Origin of the sequence: Paenibacillus zeirhizosphaerae, from assembly GCF_030705605.1 — a bacterium.
GTDB classification, from domain to species: domain Bacteria; phylum Bacillota; class Bacilli; order Paenibacillales; family Paenibacillaceae; genus Paenibacillus; species Paenibacillus zeirhizosphaerae.
Window position 1 is genome coordinate 96,652 of sequence record NZ_JAPCKK010000030.1, and the last position, 21,837, is coordinate 118,488.

21 protein-coding genes are annotated in these 21,837 nt (G+C 52.1%); 20 read left to right on the plus strand and 1 reads right to left on the minus strand.

Features of this window, described 5'->3' with window-relative positions; translation table 11 throughout:
* Positions 1 to 76 precede the first annotated feature (76 nt).
* The 4 genes from OIN60_RS18370 to OIN60_RS18385 all read left to right on the plus strand — a co-directional run bounded on the left by OIN60_RS18370 (position 77) and on the right by OIN60_RS18385 (position 3,257).
* Positions 77 to 484 carry a DUF2500 domain-containing protein gene (locus OIN60_RS18370; protein WP_305756321.1) on the plus strand — a complete coding sequence of 136 codons (408 nt, stop codon included), beginning with the start codon at positions 77 to 79 and terminating at the stop codon, positions 482 to 484.
* Between the two features lie 133 nt (positions 485 to 617).
* Positions 618 to 1,040, plus strand: coding sequence for a cell wall hydrolase (locus OIN60_RS18375; RefSeq protein WP_305756322.1), 423 nt, complete (start codon positions 618 to 620; stop codon positions 1,038 to 1,040).
* 32 nt (positions 1,041 to 1,072) lie between these two features.
* The gene (gene gerQ, locus OIN60_RS18380; protein ID WP_370872540.1) at positions 1,073 to 1,573 is read left to right on the plus strand and encodes a spore coat protein GerQ; all 501 of its coding nucleotides are present in this window, start codon (positions 1,073 to 1,075) and stop codon (positions 1,571 to 1,573) included.
* Between the two features lie 361 nt (positions 1,574 to 1,934).
* Positions 1,935 to 3,257 (plus strand): hemolysin family protein, encoded by a 1,323-nt coding sequence (locus OIN60_RS18385; protein WP_305756323.1) that lies wholly within the window; start codon positions 1,935 to 1,937, stop codon positions 3,255 to 3,257.
* Between the two features lie 87 nt (positions 3,258 to 3,344).
* On the opposite strand, the gene OIN60_RS18390 is transcribed toward OIN60_RS18385, so the two are convergent.
* Complete coding sequence (locus tag OIN60_RS18390) at positions 3,345 to 4,577, minus strand: aminopeptidase (protein WP_305756324.1); 1,233 nt, start codon at positions 4,575 to 4,577, stop codon at positions 3,345 to 3,347.
* 159 nt (positions 4,578 to 4,736) lie between these two features.
* On the opposite strand from OIN60_RS18390, the gene OIN60_RS18395 reads away from it, so the two are divergent.
* From OIN60_RS18395 to OIN60_RS18470, 16 genes are all read left to right on the plus strand, one after another.
* On the plus strand, positions 4,737 to 5,018 hold the full coding sequence (locus OIN60_RS18395) for a hypothetical protein (protein WP_305756325.1): 282 nt from the start codon (positions 4,737 to 4,739) through the stop codon (positions 5,016 to 5,018).
* A gap of 127 nt (positions 5,019 to 5,145) precedes the next feature.
* Entirely contained in the window at positions 5,146 to 5,949 is an 804-nt protein-coding gene (locus tag OIN60_RS18400) for an MBL fold metallo-hydrolase (protein ID WP_305756326.1), read from the plus strand.
* Between the two features lie 135 nt (positions 5,950 to 6,084).
* Positions 6,085 to 7,092 (plus strand): aldose 1-epimerase, encoded by a 1,008-nt coding sequence (locus OIN60_RS18405; RefSeq protein ID WP_305756327.1) that lies wholly within the window; start codon positions 6,085 to 6,087, stop codon positions 7,090 to 7,092.
* Between the two features lie 134 nt (positions 7,093 to 7,226).
* A complete protein-coding gene (locus OIN60_RS18410; protein ID WP_305756328.1) occupies positions 7,227 to 8,960 on the plus strand; it encodes an NAD-dependent malic enzyme in 1,734 nt (577 codons plus the stop codon).
* Positions 8,961 to 9,003: 43 nt separating this feature from the next.
* Positions 9,004 to 9,723 carry an SDR family NAD(P)-dependent oxidoreductase gene (locus OIN60_RS18415; RefSeq protein ID WP_305756329.1) on the plus strand — a complete coding sequence of 240 codons (720 nt, stop codon included), beginning with the start codon at positions 9,004 to 9,006 and terminating at the stop codon, positions 9,721 to 9,723.
* A 110-nt stretch (positions 9,724 to 9,833) separates the two neighbouring features.
* On the plus strand, positions 9,834 to 11,222 hold the full coding sequence (fumC, locus tag OIN60_RS18420; RefSeq protein WP_305756330.1) for a class II fumarate hydratase: 1,389 nt from the start codon (positions 9,834 to 9,836) through the stop codon (positions 11,220 to 11,222).
* Positions 11,223 to 11,405: 183 nt separating this feature from the next.
* A complete protein-coding gene (locus tag OIN60_RS18425) occupies positions 11,406 to 13,016 on the plus strand; it encodes a PucR family transcriptional regulator (RefSeq protein ID WP_305756331.1) in 1,611 nt (536 codons plus the stop codon).
* A 134-nt stretch (positions 13,017 to 13,150) separates the two neighbouring features.
* On the plus strand, positions 13,151 to 13,678 hold the full coding sequence (gene uraD, locus OIN60_RS18430; protein WP_305756332.1) for a 2-oxo-4-hydroxy-4-carboxy-5-ureidoimidazoline decarboxylase: 528 nt from the start codon (positions 13,151 to 13,153) through the stop codon (positions 13,676 to 13,678).
* 2 nt (positions 13,679 to 13,680) lie between these two features.
* Entirely contained in the window at positions 13,681 to 14,040 is a 360-nt protein-coding gene (gene uraH, locus OIN60_RS18435; RefSeq protein WP_305756481.1) for a hydroxyisourate hydrolase, read from the plus strand.
* Positions 14,041 to 14,059: 19 nt separating this feature from the next.
* Positions 14,060 to 15,472 carry an allantoinase AllB gene (allB, locus tag OIN60_RS18440; protein WP_305756333.1) on the plus strand — a complete coding sequence of 471 codons (1,413 nt, stop codon included), beginning with the start codon at positions 14,060 to 14,062 and terminating at the stop codon, positions 15,470 to 15,472.
* Positions 15,462 to 16,745, plus strand: coding sequence for a M20 family metallo-hydrolase (locus OIN60_RS18445; protein WP_305756334.1), 1,284 nt, complete (start codon positions 15,462 to 15,464; stop codon positions 16,743 to 16,745). Before allB ends, OIN60_RS18445 begins: the two co-directional genes overlap by 11 nt.
* The gene (locus OIN60_RS18450) at positions 16,742 to 17,980 is read left to right on the plus strand and encodes a pyridoxal-phosphate-dependent aminotransferase family protein (RefSeq protein WP_305756335.1); all 1,239 of its coding nucleotides are present in this window, start codon (positions 16,742 to 16,744) and stop codon (positions 17,978 to 17,980) included. The genes OIN60_RS18445 and OIN60_RS18450 overlap by 4 nt, the downstream gene beginning before the upstream one ends.
* Positions 17,981 to 18,017: 37 nt before the next feature.
* Complete coding sequence (locus OIN60_RS18455; protein WP_305756336.1) at positions 18,018 to 19,340, plus strand: 5'-deoxyadenosine deaminase; 1,323 nt, start codon at positions 18,018 to 18,020, stop codon at positions 19,338 to 19,340.
* A 40-nt stretch (positions 19,341 to 19,380) separates the two neighbouring features.
* Complete coding sequence (locus OIN60_RS18460; protein WP_305756337.1) at positions 19,381 to 20,394, plus strand: XdhC family protein; 1,014 nt, start codon at positions 19,381 to 19,383, stop codon at positions 20,392 to 20,394.
* On the plus strand, positions 20,339 to 20,962 hold the full coding sequence (locus OIN60_RS18465) for a nucleotidyltransferase family protein (protein WP_305756338.1): 624 nt from the start codon (positions 20,339 to 20,341) through the stop codon (positions 20,960 to 20,962). The genes OIN60_RS18460 and OIN60_RS18465 overlap by 56 nt, the downstream gene beginning before the upstream one ends.
* Positions 20,959 to 21,831, plus strand: coding sequence for an FAD binding domain-containing protein (locus OIN60_RS18470; protein ID WP_305756339.1), 873 nt, complete (start codon positions 20,959 to 20,961; stop codon positions 21,829 to 21,831). Before OIN60_RS18465 ends, OIN60_RS18470 begins: the two co-directional genes overlap by 4 nt.
* The last annotated feature ends 6 nt before the right edge of the window (positions 21,832 to 21,837 follow it).

Consider the following 21,837-nt stretch of genomic DNA (forward strand, 5'->3'; position numbering starts at 1 on the left):
GTCAAGTATTTGCGGATCGGGCATATAATGGGGAGAGGGAAGAACAGCTCTTTACTTAGCAAAGGGGGTTCATGTTGTGGGGTTCGAATCACTATGGATGTTTGATTTGATGGGAACTGTATTTCCTGTCTTTTTTGTGATGATACTGGGAATTATCATTTTATCGGCCGGCCGGGAAATTATGGGCTGGAAACGAAACCGGAATGAACCGGTGCTGACGGTGAGCTCCCGTATTGCCTCCAGACGTATGTATATACAGCAAAGGCAACTGGACGATGCGTCCCCTACTGCTACGACATTGTATTTTATAACCTTTGAGGTGGAGAGCGGAGACAGATTGGAATTTAAAGTGAACGGGGAACAGTACGGAATGTGCTCGGAGGGAGATTCGGGACGGCTAACCTTCCAGGGTACCAGATATATTGGATTTGAGCGTGACCATCGGGCTCATTCCATCGGATCCGGCGGCATGATGCACGGATGACAACAACCCAAACTGTATTCCTTCCCGGAATTCTTCATTTTCCCGGAAGGTTTTTTTGTTGCCTAACGAGTCACCGAATAGGCGAATGTACCATACGATATAGTAGGCAATTGGAAGGGAAGGAGGGAGCAGGGTGGCTGTAATCAAAGCGAATTCGGAAGACGTCAAGCTACTGGGCCGCTTGATGAGAGCAGAAGCCGAGGGTGAAGGAGAGCAGGGAATGCTGATGGTTGGCAATGTCGGTGTGAACCGGATTCTTGGCAACTGTCTGGATTTCAGAGATATCCGGCAGATGAATCAGATGGTATTCCAGAGTCCTGGCGGCTTTGAAGCAACACAAAAAGGGTATTTTTATCAGAAGGCGCGTGAGCGGGACGTCCGGCTTGCGAGACGGGTGATCAACGGTGAAAAAATTTGGCCGGCTTCCAACGCACTATGGTTCTTCAGGCCTGCAGGCGGCTGTCCGGGAACATGGTACAACCAAAGCAATGCCGGCCGTTTTAAAGCTCACTGCTTCTACAATCCATCGGCGGGAGATTGTCCTGCGGTTTATTAGGCATGTAAGATTACTTTCAGGGAGGATTTTGAATGATGTCTCAATCTTATCCGTCATATGCTTACGGGGGAGGTTACCCGGGGCCTCACAGATTTGCAAATAATGTCGGCGATATGCAGATGATGCCAACCGCAGGAGGGATGCCGATGGGGATGAATCCGGGCATGAACGGAGCTATGCCGGGAATGATGCCTCCGCAGGTCAGCAGCGGCAGTGGTATTACTCCTTCTGGAACCGTAATGCAGATGCCGGGTCAACAGTTTGAACAGTCCTACATCGAGAATATTTTGCGTTTAAACCTTGGTAAAACTGGCACCTTCTATATGACTTATGAAAACAACAAGGATTGGAACGCTAAAATATTCAAAGGCAGGCTGGAAGCCGCCGGCCGTGATCATATCATTATCAGCGATCCGTCAACAGGGCTAAGAACTATACTGCTGATGGTGAATCTGGATTATGCAACCTTTAACGAACCGCTTGTCTATCAGTACCCTGGGGTGGCAGGAAATCCTCCCACCCGGTCAAGATAATCGCTTTCTCTCACAAAATGTGCATAGGGCTACCCCCGCAAGGAAGGACCTCAAATTCCACCAACAAGTGGAGGATGAGGTCCTTTTTGTTTGAGCCCAAAATCGGGCTTTTCGGCCCCAAAATACCGGATATAAGCTGAAATTCGCAAAAAATCGGGGTATCTTCCGTGTTTGCAGTCATAGTCGGCTATTTCGCTGTGTAGTTTATAACTATATAATGTAATATAAGAATTTACTTATGAGAGAGGGGTGAGCCCGTTGGGAAATTGAAGCTGATCCTTAGATTGAATCGCAGTGCAGTACAGACCAATCGAAGGAGGTGCTCCTATCTGTCCAATGGAAGGGCGGATAGGGAAATTTATTGAGTAGTGATCCTTTACCCATAGTTTTGAATTTGATTGCAGTGCTCTTTTTGGTGCTGCTGAACGGCTTTTTTGTATCCGCTGAGTTTGCCATGGTCAAGGTCAGAGGAAGTCGGATTGATATGCTGATGGATACCGGCAATAAGAAAGCGGTGTATGCATCGAATATGATTCATAACCTGGATGCTTATTTATCCGCTTGTCAGTTGGGCATTACCCTGGCTTCACTAGGATTGGGATGGATCGGAGAGCCCGCCATTGCCAGCCTGATTGAGCCGTTGTTCGCGTCCGCAGGCCTTGGTCCTGTATACGTACATGGAACCGCCGTTGTCATTGCTTTTATCTTCATTACGATTCTTCATATCGTGCTTGGCGAATTGGCACCAAAGACAATCGCCATCCGCAACTCAGAAACGATTACATTATATTCGGCCGCTTTGATGACATGGTTTTACAGATTAATGTATCCGTTTATCTGGGTACTGAACGGCTTGGCCAACCAACTTCTGCGGTTATTCCGGATCGAGCCGGCATCCGAGCATGACGGATCTGCTCATACCGAAGAAGAAATCCGCATACTGATGAAGGAAAGCAATAAGAGCGGGCTAATTGATAATACTGAATTGGCGCTTGTTGATAATATATTTGATTTTGCGACAACCATGGCGCGCGAGATTATGATTCCACGAACGGAAATGATCTGTCTGTATAGTCATTTTTCAACAGAGGAGAATCTGGCTATCGCTCTCGATAGCATGCGGACCCGTTATCCCATTTGCGGAGAAGACAAGGATCATATTATCGGTTTTATTCATATTAAGGATCTGCTTCGTGCGGATACTTTGGACACCCGGACGATGATCAGGCCGATACTGGCTGTTCCCGAGTCCACGCAGATCAGTGATCTGCTGAAGCGCATGCAGCGCAGCAAGACACAAATTGCGATCCTGATTGACGAATACGGGGGGACGTCCGGTCTTGTCACCCTGGAAGACATTATGGAAGAAATCGTCGGTGAAATTCAGGATGAATTTGACCAGGAGCGGCCGGTGCTGGAGCATATTGGCGAAGAGGAATTCTCTATCGATGGAATGATGCTGATCGAGGCGTTCAATGACCGATTCGGTCTTGATCTCAACAGCGAAGATTTCGATACGGTAGGAGGCTGGATGTACTCGCATATCGAAGCTATTCCTCCCCAGCCGGGACAGTCTGTGGCATACAACGGTTTCCTGCTTGTGATTGAAGAGACGGAGAATAAGCGAATCTCGCGTGTCCGTCTTATGAGAGAACAGGCGGTTATTGAGGAAGCTGGAGCTTAATTAGTGCCCTGAAAACAAAGGAGTATCCTGCAGCCATCTCTCAATGGTTGCAGGATACTCCTTTTTCAGTAGGTCACTCCACCTAAATCAAAACGCCCAGTTGCCCTTGCGGAAGATAGGCTCACGTTGTCCATCATGTGTGATGCCGTCAATGTCCATTTCACCGGAACCGATCATAAAATCAACATGGGTCAAACTGTGGTTCAATCCGTGTTCGGACAGCTCATCCTGAGTCATTTCCTTGCCGCCTTGCAGACAGAAGGAATACGCCGTGCCGATCGCGAGATGATTGGAGGCATTCTCATCAAACAGCGTATTGTAAAACAAAATGTTGGTTTCCGAGATCGGGGAGTGGTGCGGCACCAGTGCCACCTCGCCAAGATAATGGGAACCTTCATCCATTTCAATCAGATGCTGCAGCGTTTCCAGTCCGGTTTCAGCCTGAGCATCCACAATGCGGCCATTCTCAAATGTCAGGGTGAAATTGTCGATAATATTGCCGCCATAGCTTAAAGGCTTGGTGCTCCGTACTTTACCGTTCACTCCAGTTTTAAGCGGTGCCGTAAACACTTCCTCTGTCGGCATATTGGCCACATAAGTATGTCCCTGCTCGTTAATGCTGTCCCCTTGAGCCCATATATGTCCTGCGGGCAGCTCGATGGTCAGGTCGGTGCCGGGCGCGGTATAATGCAGTTTGTGGTAGTTCTTGTTGTTAAGCACATCCGATTTGGACTGCAGGGTTTTCAGGTGATCGTTCCAGGCTGCTACCGGATCAGGCTCGTTCAAGCGCACGGTATTGAAAATGGCGTCCCAAAGCCTGTCCATCTGCGCTTCGGCAGGGATATCAGGGAATACCTTCGCGGCCCAAGCGGTGGAAGGAACCGCAACAATCGACCAGCTGAACTTATCAGCCATTTGATAGGCGCGGTATTTCGATAATGCGGAAGCCCGGACGCGCTGGGCTGCGGAAATACGCTGTGACGGGATGCCTGCCAGCAGATCGGGATCTTCCGCCAGCACATGGAGAACAGCCGCCCCGTTCTCGACCAGCTCGGTCATTTCACCTGCATACCATTTCGGCGCAATTTCAAAGGTTTCATCCGGAGCCATTTCGTATTGAAGACGCGTAACCGTCTCATCACTCCAATTGACCTTGACCAGGTTGGAGCCAGCCGTATAGGCTTCTTTTACGATCAGCCGGACAAACTCGGCGGCGGAGATCGGCGCATGGACAACGAGCGTCTGGCCTTGCTGTACATTAACGCCGATGCGGACGGCAAGCTCGGCATATTTTTGCAGATTTTGCTGAAAGTCTGACATATTCATTCCTCCGTTTTAAAAGGATGATACGCTTTTCGCGGTATCCTGTGTATCTTTTCTATTGTACAATGGAACGATAAGGTTCACAAATCGGCCAGCCCTGGTTATAAGGACGGGCCTCTGCAAGACAGGATATTTTACATAGAGGAGATGAATGGTATGGCAGAATTAGAGCAAGAGGTACAAATTAAACAGGCAGAGATGAAAAGGGGGGAAGATGGCGCATATTTGGGCCAGGTTATTTTTACACTCGAAGGTAATCAGTCCGCGTATGAGGTCCTGCTCCACAGTAAAAGGGGAAAGGACTGGGATTATAGTATCCATTTTGCTGAAGGCCCTCGTAACGAGGAAGAGCTGCTGGCTGTTGATGCAAGGCTGGAGGAGGACGATGATCTGTTCGATCTGCTGCTAGAAGCGGCGCAGGCGTCTCTTCATGAATAAATGAGCCCTCTCAGGTCTGCGGCAGTAGGACTATCTTCGAACCGAACAGCATATGATGACAAGGATACGGGAACACTATTACGCGTTTACCAGAGATATTCCCAAGTATATTGGAGGGTTCCTGCATATGGCACATCACCTGTTCTCCGAAGGTATGACAGCAACGGAAGAAGCTGCTTCCGATCTTCTAAAGCTGCGGACATTGTTTGTAAATACGGTATTCATAGGTGAGCCAGGTCGTCGTGGATGGGTGCTGGTAGATACCGGTATGCCGGGATTTCAGGATTCTATTCTTTCGATTGCCGAAGCTAGGTACCCTGGCCCGCCTTCCGCGATCATTCTGACACATGGCCATTTTGATCATGTAGGTACGGTGATCGGGCTGATTCAGCATTGGGACTCACCGGTTTATGCGCATCCGCTGGAGCTTCCTTTTCTTACAGGCCGTCAGGATTATCCTCCCGCAGATCCATCGGTTGGTGGTGGATTGCTGGCAGGGATATCCTTCTTGTATCCTAACGATGCTATCGATCTGGATGATCGGGTGCAGCCGCTGCCCGCCGACGGAACTGTGCCGGGGGCGCCCGGGTGGAGCTGGCTGCATACACCTGGTCACACACCGGGACATGTATCCCTGTTCCGGTCAGCGGACCGGATGCTCGTATCAGGAGACGCAATCATTAGTGTGAAGCAGGAATCGGCACTAGATGTTATACAGCAGGACGGGGAAATCCATGGTCCGCCGACTTATTTCACTACGGATTGGGCTGCTGCCAAGCGTTCGGTTGAGCTGCTTGCAGAATATCGTCCCGCCGCTGCTGTGACTGGTCACGGACCTGTCTTGAGGGGGGCTGAGCTGGAACATCAGTTGCAGCGGTTGGCAAAACGCTTTGATGAGCTGGCGATACCTAAGGAAGGGAAATATGTCTGAATCAAGCGGCCCGGGAGGCCGTTTTCTTTTTGCGATGGAATTTTTCCGCAGAGCGTGGTATAGTCATGCCGAAAAGCATATTAGCGCTTTCAAATACTTTTTGAAATAGGATACATACTTATTGAGGGGGTTCTCATGTATATCGAGCACGCTGTTTATGAAGAGCCATTTAACGGATTGGCTGCAATTTGGATGAAGTTTGGAAAGTACCAGGCCGCAATCATTCCGGAGTTCGGCGGGAATTTGGTTGCTTTCAGGGATACGGAGAGGGGCTACCGTTTTTTGCGTGAGCCGGAGGAGGATGCGATGGATGACTTTACCGCCAGTCCTTCGGTGTATGGGATTCCGTATCTGTTCCCTCCAAACCGCTATGAGGACGGAAAGTTCTCTTGGAACGGTACGACCTACGAGCTTCCGATCAACGAGAAGGAGACCAATAACCATCTGCACGGTTTTTTGCATGCGGTACCGTGGGATATCGAAGCATACGGCACGACAGAGGCTGAAAGCTATGTTCTGCTTCGTCAAAAGGTAGATCAGCAGCATCCCATGTACCGGTATATTCCGTTCCAATTTACGGTCCATTTACGCTATAGCTTGGATAAAGCAGGTCTGCACCAGCAGTATTCCATCGTCAACGAGGGAACGGCTGCGATGCCTAACCTGTTTGCGTTTCATACCGCCATTAATGCTCCCTTCGATCCGGACAGCTCACCCGATGATTACCGAATCAAGGTGACTATTGGAGAGCGGATTGAGCTGAACGGGCGTTCTTTGCCAACTGGCGGACTGCAGCCGCTGTCTGCAGAAGAACAGGCCATGAAGACAGAAGGAGTTAACCCATATTTTGCGGCCTTGGACAACCATTACACAGCAGTTCCGCAAAACGGCCGCAATTATATGGAGCTCACGGATATCCGGACAGGCGTAAAGCTGATTTATGATGTCGGCACCTCCTATAAGCACTGGATGATCTGGAATAATGGCGCGTGCCGTTCATTCATTTGTCCTGAACCGCAGATGAACCGGGTAAACGCACCTAACCTGAGAGATATAACACCCGAGGAAGCCGGTCTGATTCAACTGCTGCCGGGTGAACGCTTTGAACAAAGCGCCAGCCTTTACTGCATTTATCCCGATTAATATCTTGTTGCATCGCCCCGCTGCCCGGGGCTTTTTTACGTTATTCGCTACCGGGATGGGGAAGGATGAAATACCGTCCACAGGGTGAAAATAAACAGAAAATGAAATGACAGCATGAAAGGGCGGTATAGTCCATGACAGTCACAACTTTCATTCACCCTGTTGTAGTGGTCAAGAACAAGGGCCGTATTTTTGAAACCGATGCACGCGGCAGAGATTTGCTGACTCATGCTCGTTTAAATAAGGGAACCGCATTCACTGAACAAGAACGCAGAGCTTTGGGGCTTACTGGACTGCTTCCGCCTGCAGTGATTAGCCCGCAGTCACAATCGGACAGAGTGTACGAGCAATATCAGCGGCAGCAGGGGGATGAAGCCAAGCAGGTGTATTTAACCGCGCTGCTGAACAGAAACGAAACCCTCTTTTACCGTGTGGTAATCGAACATCTGGAAGAAATGCTGCCAATCATCTATACGCCGACCATCGCCAAAGCCATACAGCATTTCAGCCATGAATTCCGCAGTCCCCAAGGGATTTATTTATCCATCAACAAGCCGGACGACATTGAGGTTTCCTTCCGAAACTGCGGCTTTACGAAGGAAGATATCGATATCGTTGTAGTGTCTGATGGCGAGCGGATTCTCGGTATTGGAGATTGGGGAGTCGGGGGTGTCAACATTGCTATCGGCAAAAAAACGGTATATTCTGTTGCGGCAGGTATTCCTCCTTGGCGTATACTGCCCGTTATTCTGGATGTCGGCACAAATAACAAAACTTTGCTGGAGGACCCGCTCTATCTTGGCAATCGTCACGAACGGGTTACCGGGGAAGCATATGACAGCTTTGTCGAGAGGTTTGTTGCTGTGGTAGAACAGAGTTATCCAGGTGTGCTGCTGCATTGGGAGGATTTTGGAGGTCAAAACGCCAGGCGTCTCCTGGAGAAATATAAAGACCGGCTGTGCACATTTAACGACGATATGCAGGGTACCGGCGCAATTACGCTGGCCGCCGTGCTTGCGGGTGTCCAAGCCTCCGGCGTGCCGCTGCTGGAGCAGAAGATCGTCATCTTCGGCGCGGGTACGGCAGGTATCGGCATTGCGGATCAAATCAGGCAGGCCATGCAGCGAAAGGGAATGAGCGCTACGGAGGCAGCGGCCCGCTTCTGGTGTATTGACCGTTATGGCCTGGTGGTGCAGGGGGCTGAGGGAATTACCGATGTCCAGAAGCTTTATGCGCGCCAGCCTGATGAAGTTGAGAGCTGGGAGGGCAGGGGCAGCAAGGAGGGAATCTCCCTGGTTGAAGTGATCCGCCGTATTCAGCCGACTATGCTGATTGGCGCCTCTACGGTTAGCGGAGCTTTTACGGAAGAAGCGGTCAGAGAGATGGCGAAGGGTACAAAGACGCCTGTCATCATGCCTCTGTCCAACCCGACGGAGAAGTCGGAAGCCAAGCCTGCGGACCTGCTGAACTGGACGGACGGAAAAGCGCTAATCGTGACAGGCAGTCCTTTTGCGGATGTGGAATACAAAGGGGGCACCTATAAGATTGGGCAGGCGAATAACGCGCTGGTGTATCCCGGAATCGGTCTCGGAACCATCGCAGTCAAAGCTTCACGGGTAACCGACAGTATGCTTACGGCAGCTGCTGAGGCCGTGGCGAGCAAGATTACACACTATAAAGCCGGTGAATCCTTGCTTCCGGGTGTACATGATTTACGTCTATTATCCCGCGATGTCGCAATTGCGGTCGGGCAGGCTGCCATCAAGGAAGATGTGGCTTCAAAGGGACTAATGGCGGACGATGTTGAAAGAGCGGTTGATGAGGCGGCATGGCAGGCAGAATATCCTGAAATTCACCCGCTTGATTGAATGATAGAATAGAACAGCAGATTTTTGCCAAAGGGGAGAAACCATGAGGAATCTTATGATCTTCGGAGCGAGTAAAGGGCTGGGGGAAGCCTTCGTTAAAGGATTACCCGAGGCGGGAGACAATGTATGGATGGTTTCCAGAAGTCATCCCGAATCATTGCGGCTTGATGATGAAGTGAACAGATTTTGGATTAAAGCAGATCTCGCGTCAGTCGAAGCGGGCAATGAGATAGCCAATGCATTCAAGGATACTGTTTTAGATGTACTTATATATAATGTGGGGATATGGGAGAGCAATGGCTTCAGAGAGGACTATGATTTTGAGCAGGATGATCCCGCTGAAATCGCTAATATTCTAAATGTCAATGTCGTGTCCGCCATTACCTGTATCCAAAAGCTGCTTCCCAATCTGAAAAAATCGGATAACGCAAAAATCATCTTGATCGGTTCGACTGCCGGGCTTGAGAACAATCATTTCACCCAAGTGTCATTTGCGGCTTCCAAGTTTGGACTGCGTGGTATTGGCAATTCGTTAAGGGAGCATGTGAAGAAGTACGGAATCGGGGTAACCATTATCAATCCGGGAGAAATTGCAACCCAGGTTCCTTATGAAGACGGGGTGGAGAAAGTCTGGTCAGCCTATCAGGGGACACAAATTCCCGTGCAGGACATCGTTTCACTGGTCAAATGTGTCATTCATCTCTCCAGAGCATCCTGTGTGAAAGAAATCAACATTCCGGCGATGCTTGATGAGAATGCATGAAAAAAGCGCTTGCAAAAAACGGTGAAGATTAGCCGTATATGCGGTATAATGTGACAGGAAGTCATGAATTCTGTAGATGATGCAGTACATACGATGAGGGAGGAATTGCAGTGGATTACCGAATCGAGAAAGATACCATTGGTGAAATCAAAGTGCCAGCAGACCGTCTCTGGGGTGCCCAAACCCAGCGCAGTAAGGAGAACTTCCCAATTGGCTCGGAAAAGATGCCTATAGAGGTCATTTATGCGTTTGCAGTGCTCAAGAAGAGTGCGGCGATCAGCAACCATCGGTTGGGTAAGCTGTCGGCCGACAAAAAGGATGCGATCGTCTATGCTGCTGACGAAATTTTGACAGGCAAGCTGAATGATCATTTTCCGCTGGTCGTATGGCAGACCGGAAGCGGCACACAGTCCAATATGAACGTGAACGAGGTCATTGCGCACCTTGGCAGTCAATGGCTTGAACAGCAAGGGAAGGAGGAGCGCCTTCATCCGAATGATGATGTGAACATGTCGCAAAGCTCCAACGACACGTTCCCGACAGCCCTTCATGTCGCCGGCGTCATTGCGGTAGAGGATCATCTGCTGCCAGCTATAGCAAAGCTGAAGGAGACGTTCCAGAGCAAATCGGAACAGTTTAAGGACATCATCAAAATCGGCCGTACTCATTTGCAGGACGCTACGCCATTAACCCTGGGCCAGGAAATCAGCGGCTGGGAGGCGATGCTTGATAAGAGCGCCCGCATGATTACCGATACGGTCGAATACATGAAGGAGCTGGCCATCGGCGGAACGGCCGTGGGTACAGGTATTAACGCTCATCCTGAATTCGGAGCGATGACGGCGACCGAGATTTCCAGCTTCACGGGTAAAACGTTCATCTCGGCACCGAACAAATTTCACGCGCTCACCAGTCATGACGAGGTAGTCGCAGTGCATGGTGCGGTGAAGGCACTGGCAGCCGATTTGATGAAAATTGCCAACGATGTGCGTTGGCTCGCAAGCGGCCCGCGCAGCGGCCTCGGCGAAATCACGATTCCGGCCAATGAACCGGGCAGTTCCATTATGCCTGGTAAAGTGAACCCTACCCAGAGCGAAGCGTTAACGATGGTTGTGACACAGGTGATGGGGAATGATGCTGCCATTGGATTTGCCGCCAGCCAGGGTAATTTTGAGCTGAATGTATTCAAGCCTGTAATCATCTATAATTTCTTACAATCTGTATATCTGCTGGCTGATTCCATGGTTGCCTTTAATGACAACTGTGCGGTCGGCATTGAGCCAAATCTGGCGAAGATCGAACATAACCTGCATAACTCCCTGATGCTTGTAACCGCATTGAATCCATACATCGGATATGAGAATGCGGCCAAGATCGCCAAGCTTGCCCACGCAGAAGGCCTATCCTTGAAGGAAGCTGCTCTTCAAAGCGGCCTTTTGACCGAAGAGCAGTTTGATCAGTACGTTGATCCGGCCAAAATGATTCAGCCGAAAGCTTAATAGTGCTGTACAGCCAGTTGCAAAGCAAAACCGTGCCGCCCATAAGGGTAGGCACGGTTTTTTGCTATGGAAAATAAAATTAAGAAGCTATGTCAGTTTTTTTCCAGAAATCGATGTTATAATAACTAACAAAACTAAAATGTATATATTACATTTCGTGATAATTAAAAGGGAGGTATCGTCATGCGACTGACTGTTAAAGAGGCTTTAAGCATTTATCCCCTCTCCGAAGCCAAGCTGGTAGCCGGTGCTGAAGGAACATCGAGAATGATGAAGTCGGTCAATGTTATGGATGCGCCCGATATAGCGGACTGGATTAAAAACGGTGAAATGCTGTTCACGACCGGATTCATACTTAAGGACAGCCAAGAGGCTGCGATGCGGCTGCTGCAGCGGTTGGATGAACGCGGCTGTGCGGGGCTGGGGGTTAAGCTAGGCCGCTTCTGGCAGCAAATTCCCGAGCCGGTTATCGAGGAAGCGGATAGACTGAAATTCCCACTGCTTGAGCTTCCTTTTCAATTTACCTTTTCCGATCAGATGGATGCTCTGTTCCGGGCTGAGTACGATCGCAGCACAAAGGCGTTGCAGTCGATCGTTGAGAAGCAGAAGAGGTTAATGCAGTTTGCTCTGAGAAAGGGCACGGACCCCAATGTGTTCGCAGGACTTTCGGAGGTGCTTGGATGCCGCCTTGCCGTGATCGGATCAAGAGGTCATGTCCTGTTTGCTAACGGTGATGAAGGGCCGCAGCCGGGGTTGATGCAGGGCTGGCCGTGGAAGCCGGTATATTCCAAGACTAAATGGCGGGCTGGCTTATGTCACCGTGTTCCGATTAGACAGCAGGATGAAGAATACGGCTTCCTCCTTGTATTCACTGCGTCCCCGCATTCGCCAAGATCCGAGGAAGGGCTGTATCAGCAGGCCGCCGAGGTGTTGGCCTACTACATGGATCTGACCTACCGAGAGCACATCCACCCGACCGTGCAGGATGAGATGAAGGCGGTCATGATGCAGTATTTGAACGGTAAAATCAGCTCCTCCGATTTGGCGGGCTTTGCTGCGGGTAAAGGGATGTCCCTTGCGGATGAAAGCTACCAATGTGTGCTCACTACGTTGGAGCCTACGGCCTTTTCTTCGCAAAAGCTGCTGAAACAGTTACACAGAGAGCTTCAATATAATCCGCTGATGCAGCTCAGCTCGGCCCATCATTTTCATGTAGACCAGGGGATTTTGTCGATCTATAGCTGCCCGGCCGGGAAAGACAGCGGGGAGAGGCTCGTGAAGTTTCTGACCAGCCGGTTCAGCGATGTGATAGAAGGCCAGCGCGCCAAGAGGGAACCCGAGCCTCGGTTTTGGATCAGCAAAATGAAGCCCGGACTGTCCCAGCTTCGGGAGGCCTATCAGGAGTGTCTGGAGACACGCAAGCTTGCGATCAGGTTCGGCATGGTGGATACGGCACTGCAATTTGACACGCTGGAGTTTGCTTATGTGTATCAGCATGTTCCGGCAGAGGTCATGTCCAATTACTGCGACAAGCTGCTTGAGCCGCTGCTGCGGGATGGGGAAGCGAATCATATGCTGATGTTGACGCTGGAAGCTTTTATAGAGCATGACGGATTAATTAATGAAGCTGCCAAGCGCCTTTTTGTACACAGGAATACCGTCACCTACCGGATGGATAAGATCGCGAGCCTGCTGCAGATGGATTTCAAGAAGAACAATGACCTTTTGAAGCTGAAGATGGCTTTTACCTTCCGTAAATTCCTCCAATCGGCTGATCAAAAGCGTACCGAATAAACGTTCATCATGCACAGTGACCAAAATTATTTCATAATGTTAGTTTAAGTAACAATAATGTGTTATTAACATTGCTGTGTCAGAGTGCCGGTTTTACAATACGTTTAATCAAAGCAGCAATGGAGGCCATGAAGATGAATGATATGGCGGTGACTGAATATATTAACAGTCTTAATCTAACGCAGTTTACAGATGCCTTCGGCGCCCTATTTGAGCATTCGCCGTGGATTGCGGAGCAGGCATGGGAGCAAAGACCATTTACGTCTCCTTCACATATGTTTGAAGTAATGAAAATAATTGTAGAACAGGCGGAGCCGGAAGCTGTGCTGCGGCTGCTGCGCAATCACCCCGATCTGGGCACGAGGATGACGATGAGCTCAGACTCCGTGAAGGAGCAGGCGGGGGCGGGGCTGGACTCATTGGACCCTGGTCAATATGAGGAGCTTATAGAGCTGAATCGGCGTTATACCGAGAAATTTGCTTTTCCATTCATTCTGGCCGTCAAAGGCCATACACCGGCAACCATTATTGAAGCCGCTAAACGGCGCATTCATCATTCGGAAGCGGATGAGCGGCGGACGGCGGTGGAGCAGGTATGCCGGATCGCAGGTTTCAGACTAGAGGATTGGTTGAATAAGCAGCAAGGAGTGAATTTGTCTTGACGATGGGACGGATTACAACCCACGTACTGGATACAGGGCGGGGAAAACCGGCAGCAGGAATGCGCATAGAGCTGCATCGTGCTTCTGCGAACGGGATTTTGGAGCTTGCGGCTGAATGCATGACGAATGAAGATGGGCGTACATCGGTTCCCTTGCTCCAAGGAGAGGGCGTTCAGCAAGGAGTCTACGAGCTCAGATTCGAAGCCGGGGCTTATCTGAAGCAGACTTATGATTCCGGGATCTCAGATGAGACATTATGGGATACGATACCGATTCGTTTCCGGGTTACCGAAACGCAGCAGCATTATCATATTCCGCTGCTGATTGCGCCGGGAGGCTACAGTACTTATCGGGGAAGCTGATTAAAAAGGGGGGAAGCGGATGTCTCCAACATATGATCTTATTATCAAGGGAGGTATCGTCGTTCTGCCTGACGGCTGCCAGGAGACGGATATCGCCGTAAAAGATGGAGTGATCGCAGCTATTGGGAGGTTCACGGATTCGGAGGCGGAAGCGGAGCGAATACATGATGCGGCCGGACTAACCGTTCTGCCTGGGGCGGTGGACATCCATGTGCATTTTAACGAGCCGGGGCTGGGCTCGTGGGAAGGGTTTGCATCCGGTTCCGCTTCGCTGGCCGCAGGGGGAGTCACAACCTACGTGGATATGCCGCTAAATGGAGTTCCACCAACCGTCAGCGCTGAGGCGTTCGCCCTCAAGCTGGACCGGGCCGAAGGAGCTTCCTATGTAGATTATGCATTGTGGGGAGGGCTTGTTCCCGGCAATCAGGATGAGCTCGCCGGACTGGCCGACAGAGGGGCAGTCGGCTTCAAGGCTTTTATGTCCGAACCAGGCGGAGAGGGAGAAGATATTTTTGCAAGAGCTGACGATGTAACCTTGCTGGAAGGGATGCGTGAAATCGCGAGATTGGGCGGGCTGTTGGCGCTTCATGCGGAAAGCGAAGCCATTACGAAGGAGCTGGCGGCACGCTTGCAAGCCGAGGGCAGCACAGACATGCAGGCCTATCTTGCTTCAAGACCGGTGATTGCGGAGGCAGAGGCGGTAAACCGTGCTTTGCTGTATGCCAGACATACAGGATGCGCATTGCATTTTGTTCATATCAGCAGCGTTCAAGCGCTTGAGCTTATTGATGCCGCCAAGGCGGAAGGATTGAATGTTACGGCCGAGACCTGTCCCCATTATTTATGCCTTACCGATGAGGATGCGGTTCGTATCGGAGCTGTCGCCAAGTGTGCTCCCCCGCTGCGGGATCAGGCCAATCGGGAGCTGATGTGGGAAGCCTTCCGCAGCGGCTCTATAGATGTCATTGCTTCGGACCACTCGCCTTGTCCGCCTGAAATGAAGCTGTCGGAAAATTACTTTGAAATATGGGGCGGCATTTCGGGGGCGCAGAGCACGTTGCCCATCATGATTGAGGAAGGTCATATCAAGCGCGGAATTGCTTTAGAGCGCATTGCTGAAGCGACTGCCTTCGCACCGGCCCGGAGAACGGGGCTTGCCTACCGTAAGGGCTCGATTGAGGTGGGCAAGGATGCTGATTTTGCGCTGGTTGATTTCAGTAACAGCTTTGTATTGCAGCCTGCAGATTTGCTGTATCGTCATAAGCAGAGCCCTTATAGCGGGTATGCATTCTCCCATTCGATAGCCGCAACCTTTTGCAGAGGTTATCAGGTATATGAGCGTGGTACGGGGGTTATTGACGGGCGCAGGGGAAGCTACATTCCCGGAAAGAAGAGCAGTGTTGGTGTGAGGGGAACAGCCTATGCAAGATAGTGCCGAATCAGTTGAAGAGACACAGCAATTATTGGATCAATACAGTGAACGATTGCCGCAAATGCTGGATTGGCTTTCTCAGTTCGGAAGAGATCCAGAAGGAGGGGTTACCCGCCTATTGTATAGTGATGCCTGGCTGGAAGCGCAGCAGGCGCTAAGTCATTGGATGGAACAAGAGGGGCTTGAAGCCTCATTCGACCAGACCGGCAATCTTGCGGGCAGGCTGGAGGGAACGGATCTGTCTCTTTCGCCAGCGGCCGCAGGCTCCCATATTGACACCGTCGTAAACGGCGGTTCGTTTGACGGAGCTTTAGGGGTAGCAGCCGCAGCCCTGGCCCTATCGTATTTGCAGAAGGCATACGGCCCGCCAAAGCGTACATTAATCGCTCTTTCTCTCTGTGAAGAGGAGGGAAGCCGCTTTCCGCTGGCTTACTGGGGATCCGGCAGCATCACTGGCATCCGCAGTTGGGAGGCCGACGGGCAGCTTGCCGACAAGGACGGAATCACGCTGCTGGATGCTGCCAGACGATGCGGTTTTGGACCCGATAGCCTGTACAGAATCCCCTCCATGAAGCTTCAGTCTTATGTGGAGCTTCATATTGAGCAGGGATTTGTGTTGGAAAAAATGGGCCAGCAGGCGGGTGTTGTATCCGCCATCGTGGGCCAGCACCGATATGAGATTCATCTGCAGGGGGAAGCGAACCATGCTGGAACAACGCCGATGCGGTGGCGGAAGGATGCGCTGGCCGCTGCCTCGCAGATGATCGCCGTGACCAGGGAAGCCGCACTGCTGGCGGGAGATCCGCTGGTGGCGACTGTCGGCTCTGTAAGCTCTGCGCCGGGGGTATCCAACGTGGTGGCGGGCAGCGTTACCTTTACACTGGATATCCGTCACCCGGATGACGTGGTTCTGCAGCAGTTTGCCGATGAGCTTTTACGGCGCTTTATCCATATTGCGGACACCGAGGGAATTCGTCTTGCGGCGGCCGAAAGACTGCGGGCCGCGGCTGTGCCGATGCATGGCCGGATTGTGCGGGAGCTTGAGCACATATGCCAGAAGCGTGGACTGGAAAGCCGGATGATGCCAAGCGGGGCAGGCCATGATGCGCAGATCCTGAGTGTGATTTGTCCGACAGGCATGATCTTTGTCCCGAGTCGTCATGGAATCAGTCATAATCCAGCGGAGTACACGGAGCCTGAGGCCTTAAAGGGCGGTTTCAAAATACTTACAGACATGTTATATCAATTGGGCTACGGGAGTGTAGATTTATGAGTACTTACAAAGAATTATCCCCTTCATTGCGAACCATTATGACCCCTGGTCCTGTGGAGGTCGACCCGCGTGTACTAAGGGCCATGTCATATCCGGTGCTGGGACAATTCGATCCTGAGTTTACCGGCTTGATGAACGAAACGATGTCCATGCTAAGGGAACTGTTCCGCACTGGCAATGAATGGTGTTTTCCGGTGGACGGCACTTCCAGATCAGGTCTTGAAGCCGTCCTCGTAAGCCTGATCCGGCCGGGGGACAGGGTGCTGGTGCCCATCTTTGGACGCTTCGGACATCTGCTCGCGGAAATCTCGGAACGCTGCGGTGCCGAAGTCAGTGTCATTGAAACGGAATGGGGCACAGTGTTTGATCCGGAAACTGTTATTAAAACCATACACCATCTCAAGCCGGATCTGGTTGCCATCGTGCATGGGGAAACGTCCACCGGACAAATGCAGCCCTTGGAGGAGATCGGGAAGGCCTGCAGAGAGCTGGACATTTTGTTAGTTGTTGATGCCGTGGCCACGATTGGCGGCACTCCGGTGGAAGCGGATGCATGGATGTTGGACGCGGTGATCGGGGGCACGCAGAAATGTCTCTCCATCCCTTCCGGCATGGCGCCTATTACGTACAACAGCCGGTCCGAGCAGAAGCTGCTCAGCCGTAAGCGGATTGAACGCGGGCTGGCCGACCCGGCTGTTGGCAGATCGGCAACACGTCCGGTCACGGATGCGATCCGCAGCAACTATTTTGATCTTAGCCAGCTTCAGGATTATTGGAGCCCTATGCGCCTCAATCATCATACCGAGGCGACCAGCATGCTGTACGCTCTGTATGAGGGACTTCGTCTCGTGTTGACGGAGGGGCTGGAGGAGAGGTTCGCACGACACCGCAGAAATGAGATTGCGCTAATGGCGGGGCTGCAGGCCATGGGGCTGGAGTTTTACGGAAATCAGGCGAGCAAGCTGCCGGTTGTAACCTGCCCGCAGATTCCCGAGGGCATTGATGGCGAACAGGTGAGATCTATGCTCCTGCATGAATTCGGCATTGAAATTGCCAGTTCGTTCGGACCGCTCAAGGGCCGAATCTGGCGGGTCGGCACGATGGGCTTCAGTTGCCGGCAAACCAATGTATTGCAGGTGATCGGCGCGCTCGAAGCGGTCCTGCTGCGCTGCGGCTTTCGGCTTCCGGCCGGGGAAGCGGTACAGGCGGCTTTGGACGTGTATGCAGGGAAATGACATACGCTGTTGTCATTTCATAAAGGGGGAGACACATATGGCAAGTACTTTGATTAAGGGAGCACAGATCGTTTCCATGAATGCGGACGAAGATGTATTCGTCGGGGATTTATATGTTGAAAACGGCCTGATTGCGGAGATTGGAACGGACCTTGAGAAGGAAGCCGAGCGTGTGATAGACGCGAAAGGAAAGGTGCTGCTGCCCGGCTTTATACAGACACATATTCATTTATGCCAAACCTTGTTTCGGGGACGCGCGGATGATATGGAGCTGATGGACTGGCTGCGGAAAAGGATCTGGCCGCTCGAGGCGGCTCATGACGAGGAGTCGGTCTATTATTCCGCCCTACTGGGCATTGGGGAGCTGCTGGCCAGCGGAACGACAACGGTGCTTGATATGGAGACGGTGCATCACACGGAATCGGCTTTTCAGGCAATCGCCCAGAGCGGAATTCGGGCCATCTCGGGCAAAGTGATGATGGATCACGGGGATGAGGTTCCGGAACCGCTGCGCGAGAAGACGGAGGATTCTATCCGCGCAAGTGTCGATTTGCTTGAAAAATGGAACGGCTTCGGCGGTGGGAGAATCCAGTACGCGTTCAGTCCGCGTTTCGTCGTTTCGTGTACCGAATCGCTGCTGAAGCAGGTCAGGGATCTGTCGGCCAAATATCATGTCAGAGTGCATACTCATGCCTCGGAAAACCGAGGGGAAATTGCTCTTGTTGAGGCTGAACGGGGAATGCGCAATATCGTCTACCTCGATCATATCGGGCTGGCGCATTCCAGACTGATTTTGGCCCATTGCGTATGGCTGAGCGAGGAAGAGAAGGAGATCATCCGCAAACGGGGTGTCAAGGTTACCCATTGTCCGGGCTCCAATTTGAAGCTTGCTTCCGGTATTGCCGAGATTCCAGACCTGTTAAACCGTCAGATTCACGTCGGGATCGGAGCTGACGGGGCCCCCTGCAACAATAACCTCGACATGTTACAGGAAATGCGGCTGACCGCGCTGATTCAAAAGGTATCGCACGGACCTACAGCCATGGATGCCCGCACAGTGCTGCGTATGGCTACGATGGGCGGGGCGGAGGTGCTGGGCATGAGCCGTGAAATCGGCAGCCTGGAGGTCGGCAAAAAGGCCGACCTGCTTCTGCTGGATTTGGAGGATTTCCATACCTATCCATCCTATGATACCGACATTTATTCCCGAATTGTCTACTCCGCTACAAGGGGCAATGTCGATACAGTCATGGTCGACGGCAGCATTGTTTTTGAGAACCGCAGAGTAACGACGATGGACCGTGCCGTGGTTTTGAAGGAAGCGGATAAATCGATCGCACGTTTGGTGAAAGCCTTGTAGCAAAAGGCAATCCGTAAACCAGGCAGAGGAGGAGTGTACGATGGAAATGGCAGACTTATGTGCAGCAGTGGTGAACAGCCCGGAACGCAAGGTACTGGCTACCGTCGTATACATTGACGGGCATGCTTACCGGAAGGAAGGGGCTTCGATGCTGCTTGGCGAGCGGGGCTCCATCTGGGGGAGCATCAGTCCTGGATGTATGGAAAGTGACCTGCTGGGGTGGGCTGAAGCAGTGCTAAGCACCGGAAAAGTAGAGCGAGTCCCCTATGATATGCGGCCGGAGGATGACCTGTCCTGGGGGGAGAATATCGGTTGTGGAGGGCTGCTTCATATCGTACTGGAGCCTGTAACCGGCAAGCTTGAACAGGTGATGCAACAGATGCACTACTGCTTCCTTGAAGGACAGCAAGTGATGCTGACACGCCGGTATGATTGGGACAATGGGACGGCGGAATATGTATTGGGCAAAGCTGTCTCTCCGCAGGAGGCTGCTGCTCCTTGGCCAGTTGTGTACTTCCATACTTATGAACCTAAGCCCCGGCTGATTCTGGTAGGTGCTGGAGAGGATGCCGTTCCAGTATCCCGCCTCGCTGCAGGGGCCGGGTTCAGGGTCACCGTGGCGGATTGGCGAGAGGCGTTGATGACAGCGGAACGGTTCCCGGGTGCGGAGCTGGTCTACGGATTTCCATCTGAAATCTTTGCGCTGCTCAATATCCGCAGCAGTGATTATGTGCTGCTAATGAGCCACCAGTTCCAGCGGGAGAAGGAGTTTCTCGCCCTTCTGCAGGCTGCGGAATATGCATATCTAGGCATTATGGGCTCCAAGGACCGCACGACACGCCTGACGGAGGGACTGATAATAACGGCAAATCTGCACTCCCCCGTCGGCCTTGCCATTGGTGCGGACGGGCCGGAGGAGATCGCCGTCAGCATTACGGCAGAGCTGATCGCCTTGCGGCGGGGAAAGCAGCTTGAGCAGCCAAAAGGAGGGGCGCGCTATGAACGCAGCCGGAATAGTGCTCGCGGCTGGACGAAGCGTGCGCATGGGACGTGATAAGCTAGCCCTGCCGCTGCAAGACGGAACCAGCCTTGCTTCCCGTGTTCTGCAAGCGGCTGCTGCTTCCCGGCTCGATCCCATCCTGGTCATCGGGCGTTCGGAATTGCCGCCATCATGGCTTCAGATGGCAAGCGGCGGTTCGGGGGCTGCTGAGCGTATCCGTTATATCGCTTGTCCCCACGCGGACAAAGGCATGGCTTACTCGCTCAAGTGCGGCATCCAGGCCGTCGCGGCGCTGCAAAGTGACGCGGCGGTAATTCTGCTCGCCGACCAGCCTTTGGTTGCGAGTCAGCATATCAACGCGCTTTTGGAGCATTTTGAAGCGAATCAGCAGGTAGATTATGTCGCTGCATCCGATCAGGGGACAGCCAAACCGCCGGTGCTGCTGGCCAGCGGATTCTTCAGCAAACTCCGATCCCTTGAAGGGGATCAAGGGGCAGGCGCTTTGATTAACCGCCCCTCCTCTGCGGGAATCGGGGTTCCGCTGCCCTCGCATATATTCCTCGACGCAGATACGCCTGAGGATCTGAATTTGATTATGAAGAAGGAGGCTGAAGGAATATGAGCAACGGAAATCCTGTAATATGTCCGCTACCCGCTGTTCGGATTCCTGCAGTTGTCGAGGAAGCGATGCATTGGAAAAATACCTCGGAAGGAACCTCTTGCTACGTTGGGGGCGGAACGCTTCTGCGCACCCAATGGGAGGGAGATGCCGTTCCTTTGCCTCAGCACATTATAGCCCTTAACGGTATTGCAAACTTGCAGGGAATAAGTCTGGACAACGGTATGTTATCGGTTGGAGCTCTGACCAGTCTGGCAGAATGCTGCCGTAATCCGCTGTTGGCTGTCAACGCTCCGCTGCTGGCAGAAGCAGCACGCCTGATCGGCGCCCCTTCTATTCGGACGACTGCCACCATCGGCGGCAATATTGCTTCAGGCATTGGAGACTCGATTCCCGCGCTGCTTGTGCTGCGGGCCCAGCTTGAATGGCATACCGAAGATGGCCCTGTCCGGATAGCGATAGAAGACTGGCTGGAAAGGATTCGTCAGGGCATACACGGGCAGGAGGCCATTCTGCAGCGGGTGCTTATTCCTATACAATCCGGTGAGGAGGTTTTTCGGTTTCGAAAAATCGGCAGACGAGAAGCATTCACTCCCTCATTAGTGACCGTAGCCTTCATGGGGAGACCTGACAGCGGCGGGCGTTGGAGTCCCGTAACTGCTGCGGCAGGCGGGGGAGCAGGCATTGCAATGAGACTTGTCCGCACCGAGGCGTTGCTGCAAAACGGGCTCACCGATCTTTCAAGCCTCGTTCAGACGGTTAAAGAGGAATTTGAAACCTTCACAGATGCTTTTGCTTCGGCTGAATACCGAGCCATGACAGCAGGGAATCTGCTGGCGGCGGAACTGTATAAGCTTGCAAGCCAAGTCTAAGTAAAA

Bases quoted from the DNA above. Each gene is read 5' to 3' on its own strand.
- gerQ (WP_370872540.1), top strand. From the start codon at position 1,073: ATGATGTCTCAATCTTATCCGTCATATGCTTACGGGGGAGGTTACCCG.
- OIN60_RS18390 (WP_305756324.1), bottom strand. From the start codon at position 4,577: ATGTCAGACTTTCAGCAAAATCTGCAAAAATATGCCGAGCTTGCCGTC.
- OIN60_RS18395 (WP_305756325.1), top strand. From the start codon at position 4,737: ATGGCAGAATTAGAGCAAGAGGTACAAATTAAACAGGCAGAGATGAAA.
- OIN60_RS18400 (WP_305756326.1), top strand. From the start codon at position 5,146: ATGGCACATCACCTGTTCTCCGAAGGTATGACAGCAACGGAAGAAGCT.
- OIN60_RS18405 (WP_305756327.1), top strand. From the start codon at position 6,085: ATGTATATCGAGCACGCTGTTTATGAAGAGCCATTTAACGGATTGGCT.
- OIN60_RS18410 (WP_305756328.1), top strand. From the start codon at position 7,227: ATGACAGTCACAACTTTCATTCACCCTGTTGTAGTGGTCAAGAACAAG.
- OIN60_RS18415 (WP_305756329.1), top strand. From the start codon at position 9,004: ATGAGGAATCTTATGATCTTCGGAGCGAGTAAAGGGCTGGGGGAAGCC.
- OIN60_RS18425 (WP_305756331.1), top strand. From the start codon at position 11,406: ATGCGACTGACTGTTAAAGAGGCTTTAAGCATTTATCCCCTCTCCGAA.
- uraD (WP_305756332.1), top strand. From the start codon at position 13,151: ATGAATGATATGGCGGTGACTGAATATATTAACAGTCTTAATCTAACG.
- uraH (WP_305756481.1), top strand. From the start codon at position 13,681: ATGGGACGGATTACAACCCACGTACTGGATACAGGGCGGGGAAAACCG.
- allB (WP_305756333.1), top strand. From the start codon at position 14,060: ATGTCTCCAACATATGATCTTATTATCAAGGGAGGTATCGTCGTTCTG.
- OIN60_RS18445 (WP_305756334.1), top strand. From the start codon at position 15,462: ATGCAAGATAGTGCCGAATCAGTTGAAGAGACACAGCAATTATTGGAT.
- OIN60_RS18450 (WP_305756335.1), top strand. From the start codon at position 16,742: ATGAGTACTTACAAAGAATTATCCCCTTCATTGCGAACCATTATGACC.
- OIN60_RS18455 (WP_305756336.1), top strand. From the start codon at position 18,018: ATGGCAAGTACTTTGATTAAGGGAGCACAGATCGTTTCCATGAATGCG.
- OIN60_RS18460 (WP_305756337.1), top strand. From the start codon at position 19,381: ATGGAAATGGCAGACTTATGTGCAGCAGTGGTGAACAGCCCGGAACGC.
- OIN60_RS18465 (WP_305756338.1), top strand. From the start codon at position 20,339: ATGAACGCAGCCGGAATAGTGCTCGCGGCTGGACGAAGCGTGCGCATG.
- OIN60_RS18470 (WP_305756339.1), top strand. From the start codon at position 20,959: ATGAGCAACGGAAATCCTGTAATATGTCCGCTACCCGCTGTTCGGATT.